14 protein-coding genes are annotated in these 16198 nt (G+C 32.6%); 9 read left to right on the top strand and 5 right to left on the bottom strand.

What is annotated here, in order from left to right; genetic code table 11:
• From RMN92_RS03180 to RMN92_RS03170, 3 genes are all read left to right on the top strand, one after another.
• A partial coding sequence (locus RMN92_RS03180) for a hypothetical protein (protein WP_309608017.1) occupies positions 1 to 282 on the top strand: 282 nt, incomplete at its 5' end.
• Between the two features lie 91 nt (positions 283 to 373).
• Entirely contained in the window at positions 374 to 751 is a 378-nt protein-coding gene (locus RMN92_RS03175; protein ID WP_309608016.1) for a group III truncated hemoglobin, read from the top strand.
• Positions 752 to 874: 123 nt separating this feature from the next.
• Complete coding sequence (locus RMN92_RS03170; protein ID WP_309608015.1) at positions 875 to 1933, top strand: 3-oxoacyl-ACP synthase III family protein; 1059 nt, start codon at positions 875 to 877, stop codon at positions 1931 to 1933.
• Positions 1934 to 1939: 6 nt separating this feature from the next.
• Here the strand turns inward: RMN92_RS03170 and RMN92_RS03165 are convergent, their stop codons facing one another.
• The 4 genes from RMN92_RS03165 to gldJ form a co-directional block, all read right to left on the bottom strand.
• Positions 1940 to 2236 carry a hypothetical protein gene (locus tag RMN92_RS03165; RefSeq protein ID WP_309608014.1) on the bottom strand — a complete coding sequence of 99 codons (297 nt, stop codon included), beginning with the start codon at positions 2234 to 2236 and terminating at the stop codon, positions 1940 to 1942.
• 154 nt (positions 2237 to 2390) lie between these two features.
• Positions 2391 to 3029, bottom strand: coding sequence for an endonuclease III (gene nth, locus RMN92_RS03160; protein WP_309608013.1), 639 nt, complete (start codon positions 3027 to 3029; stop codon positions 2391 to 2393).
• A gap of 57 nt (positions 3030 to 3086) precedes the next feature.
• Positions 3087 to 4376, bottom strand: a complete 1290-nt coding sequence (gene murF, locus RMN92_RS03155) for a UDP-N-acetylmuramoyl-tripeptide--D-alanyl-D-alanine ligase (RefSeq protein ID WP_309608012.1) — start codon at positions 4374 to 4376, stop codon at positions 3087 to 3089.
• Between the two features lie 157 nt (positions 4377 to 4533).
• Complete coding sequence (gene gldJ / locus RMN92_RS03150) at positions 4534 to 6261, bottom strand: gliding motility lipoprotein GldJ (RefSeq protein WP_309608011.1); 1728 nt, start codon at positions 6259 to 6261, stop codon at positions 4534 to 4536.
• 199 nt (positions 6262 to 6460) lie between these two features.
• Here gldJ and porU point away from each other — a divergent pair, with 199 nt between their 5' ends.
• The 5 genes from porU to RMN92_RS03125 all read left to right on the top strand — a co-directional run bounded on the left by porU (position 6461) and on the right by RMN92_RS03125 (position 14899).
• On the top strand, positions 6461 to 10288 hold the full coding sequence (gene porU / locus RMN92_RS03145; protein WP_309608010.1) for a type IX secretion system sortase PorU: 3828 nt from the start codon (positions 6461 to 6463) through the stop codon (positions 10286 to 10288).
• 41 nt (positions 10289 to 10329) lie between these two features.
• Positions 10330 to 11523 (top strand): type IX secretion system outer membrane channel protein PorV, encoded by a 1194-nt coding sequence (gene porV, locus RMN92_RS03140; RefSeq protein WP_309608009.1) that lies wholly within the window; start codon positions 10330 to 10332, stop codon positions 11521 to 11523.
• A gap of 71 nt (positions 11524 to 11594) precedes the next feature.
• A complete protein-coding gene (gene cdd, locus RMN92_RS03135) occupies positions 11595 to 12077 on the top strand; it encodes a cytidine deaminase (protein WP_309608008.1) in 483 nt (160 codons plus the stop codon).
• A gap of 146 nt (positions 12078 to 12223) precedes the next feature.
• Positions 12224 to 13222, top strand: coding sequence for a pyruvate dehydrogenase (acetyl-transferring) E1 component subunit alpha (gene pdhA / locus RMN92_RS03130; RefSeq protein ID WP_309608007.1), 999 nt, complete (start codon positions 12224 to 12226; stop codon positions 13220 to 13222).
• Positions 13223 to 13225: 3 nt separating this feature from the next.
• On the top strand, positions 13226 to 14899 hold the full coding sequence (locus RMN92_RS03125) for a 2-oxo acid dehydrogenase subunit E2 (protein WP_309608006.1): 1674 nt from the start codon (positions 13226 to 13228) through the stop codon (positions 14897 to 14899).
• A 64-nt stretch (positions 14900 to 14963) separates the two neighbouring features.
• On the opposite strand, the gene RMN92_RS03120 is transcribed toward RMN92_RS03125, so the two are convergent.
• A complete protein-coding gene (locus RMN92_RS03120) occupies positions 14964 to 15533 on the bottom strand; it encodes a GNAT family acetyltransferase (RefSeq protein ID WP_309608005.1) in 570 nt (189 codons plus the stop codon).
• A gap of 162 nt (positions 15534 to 15695) precedes the next feature.
• Between RMN92_RS03120 and RMN92_RS03115 the strand changes: the two genes are divergently transcribed.
• Positions 15696 to 16172, top strand: coding sequence for a GNAT family N-acetyltransferase (locus RMN92_RS03115; protein WP_309608004.1), 477 nt, complete (start codon positions 15696 to 15698; stop codon positions 16170 to 16172).
• The last annotated feature ends 26 nt before the right edge of the window (positions 16173 to 16198 follow it).

The following is a 16198-nucleotide window of genomic DNA, read 5'->3' as shown; positions in this document are numbered from 1 at the left end:
GAATTGGATCGTTTTTGCGATGCTATGATTTCCATTCGAAAAGAAATTGAAACAGCTACTATTGAGGATTCAAATAATATACTTAAAAATTCCCCACATACTTTGGCTATGGTCACTGCTGATGCTTGGATTTATCCATATACTCGTGAACAAGCAGCTTTCCCACTCAATTATATTGCTGAAAACAAATTCTGGCCTACTGTTCGTCGTGTTGACGAAGCTTATGGCGATAGAAATTTGGTTTGTAGCTGTGCGCCAATTGAGGCTTATATGGAATCTTGAATTAGTCAAAAGTCTTAAAGTCGAATGTCATAAAGTTCTAAAAACCAATTTGACTTTCGACTTTTGGCTTATAAGACATTATGACTAAAAAATGAGCGACATTCAAACCCAAAAAGATCTCTATTTTCTAGTAGATGAATTTTACAAAAAATTGCTTTCAGATCAATCTATAAGCTATATCTTTACTGATGTTGTGAAAATAAAAATTGAGGAACATTTGCCTATTTTAGTTACTTTTTGGTCTCAAGCTATTTTAGGAACAGGTGGATACACCAATAATTTGACACAAATTCACTTGGATATTGACAAAAAAAAACATTTGACTCCCGAGCTGTTTAAAATTTGGTTAAACCATTTTTATGCAACCGTTGATGAGTACTTTTTTGGAAAGAATTCAGAGAATATAAAGACACAGGCATTAAGTATTGCTACCATACTTCAAATTAAAATTGTCAAGCAAAATGAATAATTTTTATATTATCAATAAATTAAGATAATGTTAATTGAATATTTCGTAATAATACTTAAATAATGAATATTTTAAGTAAAAAAGAAGATTTTATTGATACTTTTGTAATGCAAATTATCCCAAATGAATGTTAAAATAACAGGTTCAGGAAGTTATATTCCAAATCAAATAGTTACCAATTTAGATTTCGCCGATAATCAATTCTTAAATGAAGATGGTTCTCCATTTGCTTCTCCAAATGATGTTGTTGCTCAAAAATTTAAGCAAATAACCGGTATTGAAGAGCGTCGTTATGTAGAAAAAAATTTAATGACCTCGGATATTGCTTTTTTTGCTGCTCAAAAGGCTATTGAAGATGCCAAAATTGATCCTGAAACTTTAGATTATATTATTTTAGCGCACAATTTTGGCGATGTGAAATTTGGTGCTATTCAATCGGATGCGGTACCGAGTTTGGCGGCTAGAGTAAAGCAAAAATTAAAAATTAAAAATCCAAAATGTGTGGCTTACGACATACTCTTTGGTTGTCCAGGCTGGATTGAAGGTGTCATACAAGCAAATTCATTTATTAAATCTGGGATTGCTAAAAAATGTTTGGTCATTGGCGCAGAAACTTTATCAAGAGTTATAGATCCGCACGATAGAGACAGTATGATTTATTCTGACGGTGCTGGCGCAACTATTATTGAAGCTACAAATGAGGATAGTGGAATTTTGACTCACGCATCGGCAACTTTTGCTTACAATGAAGCTGATTATTTATTTTTTGGTAATTCTTTCAACAAAGAACTTGACGCCGATGTTCGATACATTAAAATGTTTGGTCGCAAGATATATGAATTTGCTTTAAACGAAGTTCCTAAAGCTATGAAAGCATGTTTGGAAGAAAGTGGAATTCCAATCTCTGGTGTTAAAAAAGTATTGATGCATCAGGCAAATGAAAAAATGGACGAAGCCATTGTGCAGCGCTTTTATAAGTTACATGATCAAAATATGCCCGATGGTATTATGCCAATGAATATTCATAAATTAGGCAATTCTAGTGTAGCCACCATTCCGACACTTTATGATTTATTGGTAAAAAATCAAATTGAAAATCAAAAAATTGAAAAAGGAGATATTATTATTTTTGCATCAGTTGGAGCAGGAATGAATATAAATGCTATAGTTTATAAAGTATAAAATTATTTATTTTTTATCTTTCTCATCTACACTATGTTCAAAATCGGGATCATTATTATCTCTTTCACCTTTCATGTCTTTTTTCCTTTTTTGGAATAAATTGGTATCATTCATTTTATCTAAACCATCACCTTCATTTTGAGCCAAATTTAAATTGGCTTTCAAATCATCATTTTGAATGGTTTCGAGCGTATGATTTTCTTCCTTTAAATTTTCGCCTTTGTGTTTGAGTTTGATTAGTCCGTTTTCATCCAAATTTTGAAGACTTTTATTATTTGGGTCAGAATTTTTATTAGTAGCCATAATTATTGTTTTAACGATATTGTAAATTTAAATATGTAATTAAATAATTATTTTATATAATATCATTTCAATATTCTATAATTCACAATAAACAGTATTTAAAATAGTGTTTTATGACACATCAATCCAAAAATTATGGTAATAAACTTTGATTTTATTTAGCTTTACTATTATAATAAAAGCAAACTGCGCTAACTGGGCAATCACCACATTTTGGGTTTGTAGGTCTGCAAATTTCTCTTCCTAAAAAAGAAATAGCCATACCAATTTCTCCCCAAATGTCTTGGGTGAAAATTTGCATTAATTGTTTTTCTATTTTGTTACCATCATTAGACTCTGAGGCTAATCCAATTCTTGGTGCCACTCTAATTACGTGTAAATCTACCAATATTCCCTGAGCATTAATTCCTGCTTCCCTAATTATTACATTGGCAGATTTTCGACCTATGCCTTTTAAAACCAACAATTGTTCCATGCTTTTTGGAATATTATCATCCGTTTTAAGAGTTCGTGCAATTTCTATAATCCAATTGGCTTTTGTAACATAATTTCTAACTTTGGTAATATATTGCATCAGAGATTCAACATTTGAAACAGCTAAACTTTCCATATTTGGAAAATTTTCAAATAATAAAGGCGCTATTTTATTAATATTTGCATCGGAATCTTGAGCTGATAAGATCACCATTATAACTACTTGATACAAATTCTTATAATCTAAAGGATGCTTTTTTCCTTTATACTTTTTTAATAAAGGTTTTATCTCTTCTTGCCAATCATGAAATAAGGTCATTGAATAAAAATTAAATTTGCTAATCTGTAGTTTAAAGCCTAGAATTTGTTAAACAAATTATTCTAGAAATTCAACTATTCTTTCCAATGCCATTCCTCTAGAACCTTTTATTAAGATTAACTTATTCGAAGGCAAATTATATTTAATATATTTTTTTAAATCTTCAAAAGTTTCAAAAAATTTAAAATATTCATTGTTTGTTCTATTTTCATAAAAATATTTACCAACGAAGTAACTTTGAAAGCTTATATTTTTTTCTAATAATTTAATAATTTCTTGGTGTTCATATTTGGTTTCTGATCCAAGTTCAAACATATCACCCATTATAATTAACTTTCCATCTTCTTTAAGCTGGATAAAATTTTCTATTGCCAGTGACATACTGCTTGGGTTAGCATTGTAGGCATCAAGTATTATTTTATTAGTTTTTTTTGATACCATTTGTGAGCGATTATTTTCGGGCACATAGCTTTCTATGCCTTCTTTTATATTATTGTTTGATACCTTAAAAAAATTTCCTATACATATGGCTGCATTAATATTGTTGGCATTATACAACCCTATTAGATTTGATGTAATTTGAGTATCATCAAATTTTATTCTAACAAAAGGATCGGCTTTAATTGAAGTTATGTTTAAATTAGCTTCTATTTTATTGATCCCAAAAGTTATTGATTTTAATGTGTTTGTTTTCTCAGCTTGAATTGGATCGTCTAGATTTACAAAAACTTGTTTATTATTTTCTCGAATGTAGTCATACATTTCGCTTTTGCCTTTTATTACTCCTTCAATCCCACCAAAGCCTTCAAGATGCGCTTTACCAAAATTTGAAATGTAAGCAAAATCAGGTTTGGCAATACTACAAAGCATTTCAATTTCTTTTTGGTGATTTGCTCCCATTTCAACTATACCAATATCCGTATTTTCATTGAATGTTAAAAGCGTCAGTGGTACTCCAATATGGTTATTAAGATTTCCAATTGTAGCTTTTGTATTGTATTTCTTCGATAGCACGACATGAATTAATTCCTTTGTTGTCGTTTTTCCATTGCTCCCTGTCAGTGCGATTACTTGTAATCCTAATGATTGACGATGAAACGTTGCCAATTCTTGTAATGTTTTTAGACTGTTTTCGACTAAAATCATTTTGACTTTATTTGTGAAGTATTTTTTATCATCAATAATCACAAATAATGCGCCTTTAATTATAGCTTCATTTGCATAAGTATTTGCATCAAAATTTTCGCCTTTTAGTGCAACAAATAATGAATTAGGTTGAATGTTTCTAGTGTCTGTCGATACAGATATGCATTGCAAAAAGCATTGATAAATTTCTTCTATTCTCATTCTTAGGTTGTTATTATATATTCGAAAATGATGCGTTAATTTTTTAAATTTTGATATTGGTTAAAGTTGAAAAATCTAATTATTTTAATAGTCTAAAATTAATAAAAAAAATAAAAGCCCCCAAATTGGGAGCTTTTAATATTTGAAATAAATTTTATTAATTTCTTGGTCTTTTTTTCAAGTCCGCTTTTGCACCTACTCTAGACATAGCACATCTAAATCCTATGTAGTCAGTAGCAATATCTTGTTGGCAGTATCTTCTTTGAGCTGGATCCAACCAATATGCTCTATCTCTCCATGAGCCACCTTTGTAAACACGAACATCGTCGCCAATAAGTGTAGTTCTTTTAGTAGATTTATCAAATGATTTTATAGTTTTACCTGTAGAATCTTTAGAGATATTATGTTGTGGTGAATCATACATTTTTTTAGCTTTTTTTGGATCATCATCTGCTCCTCCAAAATCAAAAAATCTTGTAGATTGTTTGTCACCATCTCTATAGTTAATTTGATTGCTTTGAGAAAAATTCTGTCTTAAGTAAGTTTCCTTTTCATCAACAGGAACACGAACTATTTCTCCTGGTCTGTTTCTAGCTATAATTTTACCATTGCTTAAAGTATCATATTTAATAGTTTCAGAGGTTACAAATACAATTTTACCATCTTCGCCAATTTTATTTTTACTGTAAACATTTCCACGGAAATAATTGAAATCATTAGCTTCATCATCAACTATTGGTCTGTATACATCTTGTACCCATTCTGCAACGTTTCCAGCCATATCATATAAACCAAAATCATTAGGTTGGTATGATTTCACTTGACCAGTAATATCTGCACCATCATCTGACCATCCAGCTATTCCTCCGTAGTCACCTTTTCCTTGTTTGAAATTGGCCAATTGGTCTCCTCTTGTCCCTCTTTTTCCTGAACGTGTATAAGAACCTTTCCAAGGATATTTTTTCTGTCCTTTATATATATTATACTCTCTATTTCCAACATCCGCTGCAGCGGCATATTCCCATTCAACTTCGGTTGGAAGTCTATATTCTGGCAATATTAAACCTGAACTTCTTTGAGCATATACTGGTAGTGAGCTTCCGCTCGTATCTGAACTTGCTGTTGCTGTAGAGTCTGTGCTTACCTTAGCACTTTTTTTGGTTTTAGAACCGCTTTTGCGCCCTTCTTTTCTTAGAACTACTTCTTCATTTCCACTGAATGTTGTTGAAGGAGAGTCTAAATAAGATTCTGTACTAAAAGTATTATTTGCATCTACATCTACAATTTTTGCACCTTTTTTAAGGTAACCTTCTCTTTCAAGAACGCCTTCGTTTACACGATCTGTTCTCCAAGCAGAAAATTCTGTTGCCTGAATCCAGTTTACACCAACTACTGGATAATCTGAATAAGCAGGATGACGCAAATAGTTATTAGTCATCGTTTCATTATAACCTAAACGATTTCTCCAAACCAATGTATCCGGCAAAGCACCTTCGTATATGTTTTTATATGATTCTTCAGTTGGAGGAAAAACTCTTTTCGTCCAATCTAGATATTCAGAATACATTTTATTGGTAACTTCGGTTTCATCCATGTAAAAAGTCTGAACATGTTGCTGATTTGGAGTATTATTCCAATCATGCATTACATCATCCTGAACTTTACCCATCGTAAATGTTCCGCCTTCAACCAAAATAAGACCTGGAGCAGTTTCTTGCTTTGTAAAATTGGAATTGTGCTGGAAGCCACCATTTGGGTCATTTATCTTCCATCCAGTTGCAGATGAAACATTTTTTGAGCTCGATTTTTTACTACAACTAGCAAATCCTATCATCACAATCAATGAGAATAGCGCTCTTACCATCATAATTTTGTTTACTTTCATACTTTTAGTAGGTAAATATTTTGTGGTGCAATATAATAAGAAACCTTTAAACTGCAACACTTTTTTTGTAAATATTAAAAAAAACTTAAAATTTTGTTTTTAAGCTTTGTTTCATAACGAAATAACTTTTTTTATATTGTTTAAAAGATTTAATTTTACCGATAAAATAAATGCAACAAAATTTGCGTTATTTAAAAATATGAAAAAAATTATCTCCCTAGTTATTTTGTTCTTATTTCAATTTGTTTCCGCTCAAGAAAACAATCAAATTAATATTGATTGGATTGACAGTGGTTATTCTATAAATGAAAATTTATCTTTAAATATTCCTTTTTTTAAAAATGACATTTTTAGTTACGATGATACAAAAAGAACAATTAAATATTCAAAAAAAATCCCCGTTGCTGGTTTTATAGATCAAAAAAGTTTGAAAATTTCAAATGTGGTGTATGAAGAAATTGCTATACAGAAATTTAGTGATTTGGATTTAAAATCAATTCCTTCGAGTTTAAATGCTTTAATTGAAAATTCTATGGCAAGAAATGAAAATTATGGCCATTTAATGTTATCTCCTATAATAAATGAAAATGGTATTTATAAAAGATTAAAAAGTTTTAATTACTCATTTTCCTATGATTATTCAAATAAAATAAATCAAAATAGAGCCCCAAATGCCATCATTAGTTCGGTTTTAAAAACAGGCGTTTGGAAAAGATTTTATGTCGAAAAATCAGGAGTTTACAAAATTTCTAAATCTTTTTTGTCTGAAATGGGTTTTGATGTAAACGTAAATCCGCAAACCATTAAGATTTTCGGAAACGGCGGGCGAATGATTCCCTTAATAAACTCAGTACCTTACCCAATTGATTTAGCAGAGAATGCCATAGAATTTGTGGGCGAACAAGATGGCGTGTTTAATGATGGTGATTATATTTTGTTTTATGCCGAAGGTTTGGACAATTACAATGCCGAAAATGATACCCATGGAAATTTATATAGCGACCGTTCCTATTATTATGTCACTTCATCTGCTGCCAGTGGCAAAAGAATTGCACCTTTTATAGAATCTGTCCAAGCGCCAACTGTCACTTACAACACATTTGACATTTACAGATACACCGAAACCGATAGGGTAAATATTGCGCGGTTGGGTAGAAAATGGTATGGCCAGCAATTTAATGTGCAAAACGATCAAACTTTCCAATTTAATTTTCCCAATTTGGTAGTTGCCAATCCAATATTATTGAATATAAAGGTGGCTGGGATTGCTGTAGTGCCTACTTCATTTTCAATAAAAGCGAATAATCAGAGCGTAGGAAACGTAGGTATTGGCCCAACTGGTGATAATATTATTGGTTATGAAAGCCCATTTTCATCTACGTTTACATCTTCAACCGCAGACATTTCAATTTCATTAAATTATAATAACGGCGGTGTTCCAAGTGCTTTAGGATATTTAGATTATATCACTTTGAAAGGAACTAGCAATTTAAGTGGCTATGGAAAACAATTCCCATTTACAGTTGATGCTGTAGCTACAAATATTGGAATATGCGAATATCAAATAAGCAATGCTGCAGCAATTTCTAAAATTTGGGATATTACAGATATATATAATGTAAGTAGTAAAATAAATTCTGGACTTTCATCCATCATTTTCAAACAAACCATGGGGCAAGTTGCGAAATTTGTTGCTGTAGACAATTCAGATTTTTACACACCACTAAAAGATTCAGATTCAAATGTAAACAATCAAGATTTGAAAGGAACTATTTTTAAAAATAATCAAGGTGCTTTTCAAGATATTGATTATATAATTGTTACACCTTCATTTTTATACAGTCAAGCGGAAAGATTGGCCAATTTCCACCGAACAAAATCTTTATTGAATGTAAAAGTAGTCACACTCGAAAGCATATATCCTGAGTTTTCTTCTGGAAAACAAGATATAGGTGCCATTAGGAATTTTATCAAGTATGTCTATGACAATGCCTCTGTACCAGATAAAAAAATAAAATATATATGTCTTTTTGGAGAAGGTTCTTTCGATTTTAAAAATAGAATTCCTAAAAATTCGAATGTAGTGCCTATTTTTCAAAGTTTAAGTAGTTTGTCATTAGGGACAACTTTAAGCGATGATTATTTTGTGTTTATGGATCCAAATGAAGGAAATGCAGATAGTTTTTCAGGAAGTCCAGATATTGCAGTGGGTAGAATACTAGCGACCAATTTAAGTCAAGCTGAAAAAATGGTAACCAAAATTTTTGATTACCATGATGAAAAATCTTATGGTAAATGGAGAAATAGCATTACTATGATTTCAGACGATCCATCAACTGCCACAGGAAAAGGTGGTGATTTTCAAATTCAAGTAGATTTGGATAAATTGGCAGATATTATTTCAGCCCAACAACCCATTATCAATGTAAAGAAAATTCATATTGATGCCTATGTTCAGGAAACAACTTCAGGTGGACAAAAATATCCAAAAGCAAGAGAAGATTTTGTAAATTCATTTTCGCAAGGGTCATTAATGGTTAATTATTTTGGACATGGCGGTGAAGAAGGTTTGGCTCAAGAAAGTATTTTTTTAAAATCCGATGCTTTGAAACTGAGTAATCCATACAAATATCCGGTATTTGTAACCGTTACTTGCGAATTTACCCGTTTTGACAATCCATATAGAGATTCTGCTGGAGAATTTGTTTACGGAAATGAATTTGGTGGTGCTGTGGCTATGGTAACAACTACCCGTCAAATTGGCCAGTCAACAGGTTCACAGTTCAATCTTGAATTAGGAAAAAAATTATTCCCCACCACTTCCAATTATGTTTCTATTGCTGAAGCAGTTAGACAAACTAAGATTTTGCAACCAAGTGGAGTAGTATCTTTTTTGGGTGATCCAGCCATGAAACTGGCTATCCCAAAACCTAAAGTGAGGCTAACCAAAATAAATGATGTGCAAATTAATGCCATCGTAGATCCTATAAAAGCTTTAAGTTATGCCAAACTTACTGGAGAAGTGGTAGATGAAATGGATAATTTACTTTCCAATTACAATGGTTCTTTGGCAGTAAATATATATGATAAAGAAATCCAAAGAGCAACTCTAGCCAATGATAATTTTATATATTTAGGCGTTCCTTTTATTTTACAATTCAAAACACTTGGAGAAACTATTTTTCGAGGCAATGCCTCTATAAAAAATGGTCAGTTTGAATTTGGATTTATAGTACCTAAGGATATTAAACTTCCTGTTGGCACTGGAAAAGTGAGTTTTTATGCCAAACAAACTGGGGTTTTAAATGACCAAACAGGTAGCGATTTTAATATAAAAATTGGTGGGTTAAATGAGAATGCTGTGGCTGATAATGTGGCTCCAAAAATCAGACTCTATATGAACGACGAAACATTCGTTTTTGGCGGAATTACCAACCAATCTCCACTATTTTTAGCATTTCTTGAGGATGAAAACGGGATAAATTCTGCCAGCGGAATAGGTCATGATATCATTGCTTTTTTGGATGGCGATGAAACCAAACCTATTGTATTAAATGACTTTTACGAAACCGAATTGGACAATTATAAAAATGGAAAATTAAAATACCAATTCAAAGATTTATCAGTCGGATTGCACACTTTAACTTTTAAAGCTTGGGACGTATACAATAATTTGGTCACTTCCGAGTTACAGTTTATAGTCGTAGGAAATGAAACGTTAACATTGAGCAATGTACTGAATTATCCAAATCCTTTTGTTAACCATACGGAATTTTGGTTCAGTCACAACAGGCCATTTGAGCCATTGGAAGTTCAAATACAAGTTTTCACCATAACAGGAAAAGTGGTATGGACAAAAAATGAAACTATAAACACTAACGGATTTTTATCAAGAAGTATCACTTGGGATGGTCGTGACGATTTTGGAGACAGAATAGGAAAAGGCGTTTATGTGTACAAATTGACGGTAAAATCAACGTTAACGGATAATAAAACTGAAAAGTTTGAGAAATTGGTAATACTTTAAGAAAAGAATATATATTTGTCGAATAATTTTAAACAAGCTAAATGAAAAAAATAATTTTAATACTATCCGCATCATTATTTGTTGTTCATGTATCTGCCCAATCTGAAAGGCCTATTACAACAGGGGTTCCATTTTTATTAATTGCTGCCGATGCCCGTTCTGCAGGTATGGCAGACAATGGCGTGGCTACTTCGCCAGATGCTTTTTCGCAACAATACAATCCAGCTAAATACGCCTTTTCTTTAAAAAAACAGGGTTTAGCCATCAGTTATACGCCTTATTTGACAAACTTGGTCAATGACATTTCTTTAGGTCAATTAAATTATTTTAACAGAATCAATGATCGTAGCGCTATTGGTACGAGTTTGAGATATTTCGGATTAGGTGAAATTCAATTAACAGACAATGAAGGCAATAATCTGTCAATTGTAAAGCCAAATGAGCTTGCCGTAGATTTATCATATTCATTACAATTAAGTGAAAAATTCTCCATGGCAGTAGCTGGACGTTACATTCGTTCAAACTTAAGAATAGCCAATGCAAGCAACAATGCTTCTGCTGCAAATAGCTTCGCTGTTGATATTGCAGGATTTTATCAATCGCCAGAAATTGCTTTTAATAGTTTTAATGGTCGATACAGAGGTGGTTTTAATTTGCAAAATTTAGGGCCGAAAATTTCTTACGACGGAAATTCTGGTGTTGAAAACAATGCCAATTTTCTTCCTGCTAATATGAGATTGGGTGGTGGCTTCGATTTTATTTTTGACGATTATAATAAATTGGGTGTCAATTTAGAATTTACTAAACTGTTGGTTCCAACACCGCAAATTCCAACTCCTAGAGATTTAAATGGCGATGGAGATACTTCTGACGCAGGCGAAAATGGGGTTTCTCAGGCCAACGAAGATTATAAATCTATAGGTTGGACTTCTGGAATATTCAAATCTTTTGGAGATGCGCCCGATGGTTTTAGCGAAGAATTAAAGGAATTTACCTATTCTCTTGGAGCTGAATACTGGTACCAAGATTCATTTGCATTAAGAATGGGTTATTTTAACGAAAGTGTACAAAAAGGCGCAAGAAAATATTTTACACTAGGTGCTGGTTTCAAGTACACAACAATTACGGTAGATGTTTCTTACTTATTTTCAGCATCAAAAATACCAAGTCCTTTAGAAAATACTTTGCGTTTTTCTCTGACTTTCAATTTTGGTGATGATTATGATCAATATTAAAAAATAAATTTATAAATTAAAAATCCAAATTTCAATACCATGAGATTTGGATTTTTTTTCCCTTAAAAATAATGAAAGAAATAATTACTCAAACCCAACTTTTTGTTTACGAAACATTTGAAGAATTGCCAACAGACATTCAAAACTTAATGAATCAAGCAGTTGAAATAAGAAAAAAAGCGTACGCACCGTATTCAAAATTTAGAGTGGGTGCAGCCTTGCTTTTGGATAATGGTAAAGTAGTTTTAGGTTCAAATCAAGAAAATGCTGCCTATCCTTCAGGTTTGTGTGCAGAACGAGTGGCTATTTTTTATGCAGGCGCCAATTATCCCGAGGCTAAAATTTTGAAAATAGCGATTTCTGCCACTTCAGATTTAACTTCAAATACAACGCCAATTCCACCTTGTGGTTCTTGCAGACAATCCATTGCAGAATATGAATTCAAACAAGAACTTCCAATAGAAATGTATTTTATGGGTGAAATGGGCGAAATTTACAAATCAAATTCACTTAAAAACCTATTGCCTTTCACATTCGACAAAAACTTCTTATAAAAAAGCTAAAATATACTACATAAATTTCTCTTCTTAATTTGAATGTGTTATTTTTGTGTTCGCAAATTTGTGTGAGGTCAATATTTTGCGTCTTGATAAATTCAAGATAAATTAGTAAAGCACAAAACATTTTAGAAATAAAAAAAATGAAAGAAGTTACAAAAGAAGTTTACTTAAAGTGGTACGAAGACATGCTACTTTGGAGAAAGTTTGAAGACAAGCTGGCAGCCTTATATATTCAACAAAAAGTAAGAGGATTTCTTCACTTGTACAATGGTCAAGAAGCAGTTCTTGCAGGTGCTTTGCACGCAATGGAGCTCGGAAAAGACAAAATGATAACGGCATATAGAAATCACGTTCAGCCTATTGGAATGGGAGTTGACCCTAGAAAAGTAATGGCTGAATTGTTGGGTAAAGTTACAGGAACTTCCAAAGGAATGGGTGGCTCGATGCATATTTTTTCTAAAGAAAAAGGTTTTTTTGGTGGTCACGGAATCGTAGGTGCTCAAATTCCTGTAGGTGCTGGAATGGCTTTTGCCGATAAATATTTTGGTCGCGATGGTGTGACTTTAACTTATTTTGGCGATGGCGCAGCGCGTCAAGGTTCACTTCACGAAGCTTTTAATATGGCGATGCTTTGGAAATTGCCAGTCGTTTTTATTGTTGAAAACAATGGTTATGCCATGGGAACTTCTGTCGAAAGAACTGCCAATCATACCGATATTTGGAAGTTAGGTTTGGGTTATGAAATGCCTTGCGGGCCAGTTGACGGAATGAATCCTGTAAAAGTGGCTGAAGCCATGCACGAAGCTATTGACAGAGCGCGTCGTGGCGATGGACCAACATTTTTAGAAATGAAAACGTATCGCTACCGCGGACATTCTATGTCTGACGCCCAGTTGTATAGAACGAAAGATGAAGTGGAAGAATACAAAAAAATTGATCCAATTACACAAGTTTTAGATGTAATTATGGACAAAAAATATGCTACCGAAGCAGAAATTGAAGCCATCGATGAAAAAGTGAAAGATTTGGTAGAAGAATGTGTAAAATTTGCTGAAGAATCTGCTTTTCCAGAAATACAACAATTGTATGATGTGGTTTACGAACAAGAAAATTATCCATTCATTCCTCATAGATTATAAATTATGGCAACAGTAATCACAATGCCTCGCTTGAGCGATACAATGACTGAAGGTACAGTAGCAACTTGGCTAAAAAAAGTGGGCGATAAAATTTCTGAGGGCGATATTCTTGCCGAAATTGAAACCGACAAAGCCACGATGGAATTTGAATCATTCAATGCTGGAACTTTATTGCATATTGGCATTCAAGAAGGTCAATCTGCACCAGTCGACTCACTTTTGGCAATTATTGGAAATGAAGGAGAAGATATTTCTGAATTATTAAAGGGAAAAACAAGTCCAGCTCCAGCAACTGAAGAAAAAAAGTCAGAAGAAACCAAAGTTGAAGAATCAAAATCTGATAATCCAGTTTCAAAACCCACAACCCAAAACCCAAAACCCGAAACCACTTTACCTAAAGGTGTAGTGGTAGTTACCATGCCTAGACTTTCTGATACGATGACAGATGGAACGGTTGCCAGTTGGTTAAAAAAAGTTGGAGATAAAGTAGCAGAAGGCGATATTCTTGCAGAAATTGAAACCGACAAAGCCACTATGGAATTCGAATCGTTCAATGCTGGAACTTTATTGTTTATTGGTATTAATGAAGGAGAAACTGCGCCTGTAGATAGTGTTTTGGCTATTATTGGTCCAGACGGAACAGACATTACTGGAATTGCAGAAAACTATAAAAAAGGTGGAAATGTTGCTGCGCCAGTGGCTGAAAAAGCTGCTGAAACCAGCACAGAAACTTCAAACTCCGAACTTCCAAGTTCCAATTCTTCAGAAAGAATTTTTGCTTCACCTTTGGCTAAAAAAATAGCCGAAGACAAAGGAATCAATTTATCTCAAGTGAAAGGGTCTGGTGAAAATGGTCGAATTGTAAAAGGCGATGTTGAAAATTATAAAGCGGAAGCTATTGTCGTACCGAGCGCAACTGTCATGCCGAGCGCAGTCGACACACAGCCCAACACCCAAGACCCAAAACCTGTAACCCAATTTGTTCCTGCCGGAGAAAAATTTACAGAAGAAATTAAAAATTCGCAAATGCGTAAAACCATTGCGAAACGTTTGGCAGAATCTATATTTACAGCACCTCATTTTTACTTAACCATCGAAATCATGATGGATGAAGCGATGAAATCTCGTGCAACAATCAATACCATTCCAGATACCAAAGTATCTTTTAACGATATGATTGTAAAAGCTTGTGCTATGGCTTTAAAAAAGCATCCACAAGTAAACTCACAATGGAGAGAAGATGCCATGTTGATTAACCATCATGTAAATATCGGAGTTGCCGTTGCTGTAGAAGACGGATTGGTAGTTCCCGTTTTAAATTTTACAGACCAAATGAGTTTGACTCAAATTGGAGCCAGTGTTCGTGATTTGGCTGGAAAAGCTAAAAATAAAAAATTAACTCCTGCCGAAATGGATGGAAGCACATTTACAGTGTCAAATCTTGGTATGTTTGGTATAACTGAATTTACATCTATAATTAACCAACCCAATTCTGCTATATTATCTGTCGGTGCTATTGTCGAAAAACCAATAGTGAAGGACGGTCAAATAGTTGTTGGAAACACGATGAAAGTAACTTTGGCTTGCGATCATAGAACTGTGGATGGCGCAACGGGAGCACAATTTTTGCAAACATTGAAACAGTTTATTGAAAATCCAGTGACTATGCTGGCATAGAAAAATCAATAATTTATATAAAAAATCTCATTTTGAAATTTCAGAATGAGATTTTTTTTGGTAATTATTCAGTGGCAATTTTCATATCATAAGCCAAAACAATGTAATCATTGTTATTAAAAGAAAATTCATCAATTATTTCCCATTTTAGTTTTTCTACATGTGCTTTTGTAGATGGAATATTAATTTTATTGATAAATGTCACCGCTATTGGATATTTTTTCACGGTGTGAATTCGCATAAATTCGAATAAGTCTTTGATTAATCCTTGACCGCGAAAATCTTTGTGAATGCAAACTGGACCATATTGAAAACTAGAAATGGTATTCATTTCAAAATCTCGAAATTTATATCTTGGAAACATCGAAATCATATATTCGAAAATTGGCCATTGAGAAAAAAATGCCCAACTCGCTGCAAAGGCGTAACCAATTATCTTGTTGTTTGATTTCGCAATAAAAATTCCTTCATCAGCAATAACCTCTTTCAATAAATCGATTGTAAATGGTGTGGTTACAAATCCAGCTTGTTTTTCTTCATCGTTTAAATTTGAAACTAAATACAACTCTTGTAGTTCAAGTATTCCAGAAATATCGGAATTGTTTGCAATTTCTAAAAAAATATTTTTTAACATTTTTAGTTTTTTTTATAAAATTACTCAATTTTAAAGATTAAGAAAAATATTTATTGTAGAATCATTTTGTATACATACAATTTAAATAAATGTATGATTACTGGGTTAAGTGATTTATATTTGATTAAGTTTTGAAACCTCAACAACAATAAAACTTTTATTTTGGAAAATATAAATAAAGACAAAGTCGAAATCATCGATTTTACAAATGATTTAAAAGATCATATTAAAATTCTTAATTATGAATGGCTCAATAAATATTTCCGAGTTGAAAAAAGAGATGAAATATCGCTTTCAAACCCAAAAGAAGAAATCATTGACAAAGGTGGAATGATATTTTATGCCAAACTCAATAATGAAATAGTGGGAACGGCTTCGCTAATTAAGAAAAATAATCAAGTTTTCGAATTGGGAAAAATGGCCGTGGCAGGTCATGTTCAAGGTTACAAAATTGGTACACTTTTATTAGAGCACTGTTTGAACACTTTAAAAGAAAAAAATGTTGAGAAATGCATATTGTATTCTAATACAAAATTGGAGTCGGCCATACATTTGTATCGCAAATACGGCTTTTTGGAAATAGAATTAGAATCTGGTGTTTACGAAAGAGCCAACATTAAAATGGAGAAGATTTTATAATTTTTCAGGAATAAACAAATCATTTC

Source organism: Flavobacterium sp., assembly GCF_031363805.1.
GTDB lineage: Bacteria > Bacteroidota > Bacteroidia > Flavobacteriales > Flavobacteriaceae > Flavobacterium.
Note: the sequence above shows the minus strand (reverse complement) of the source record. Positions and strands in the feature narration are given on the sequence as shown.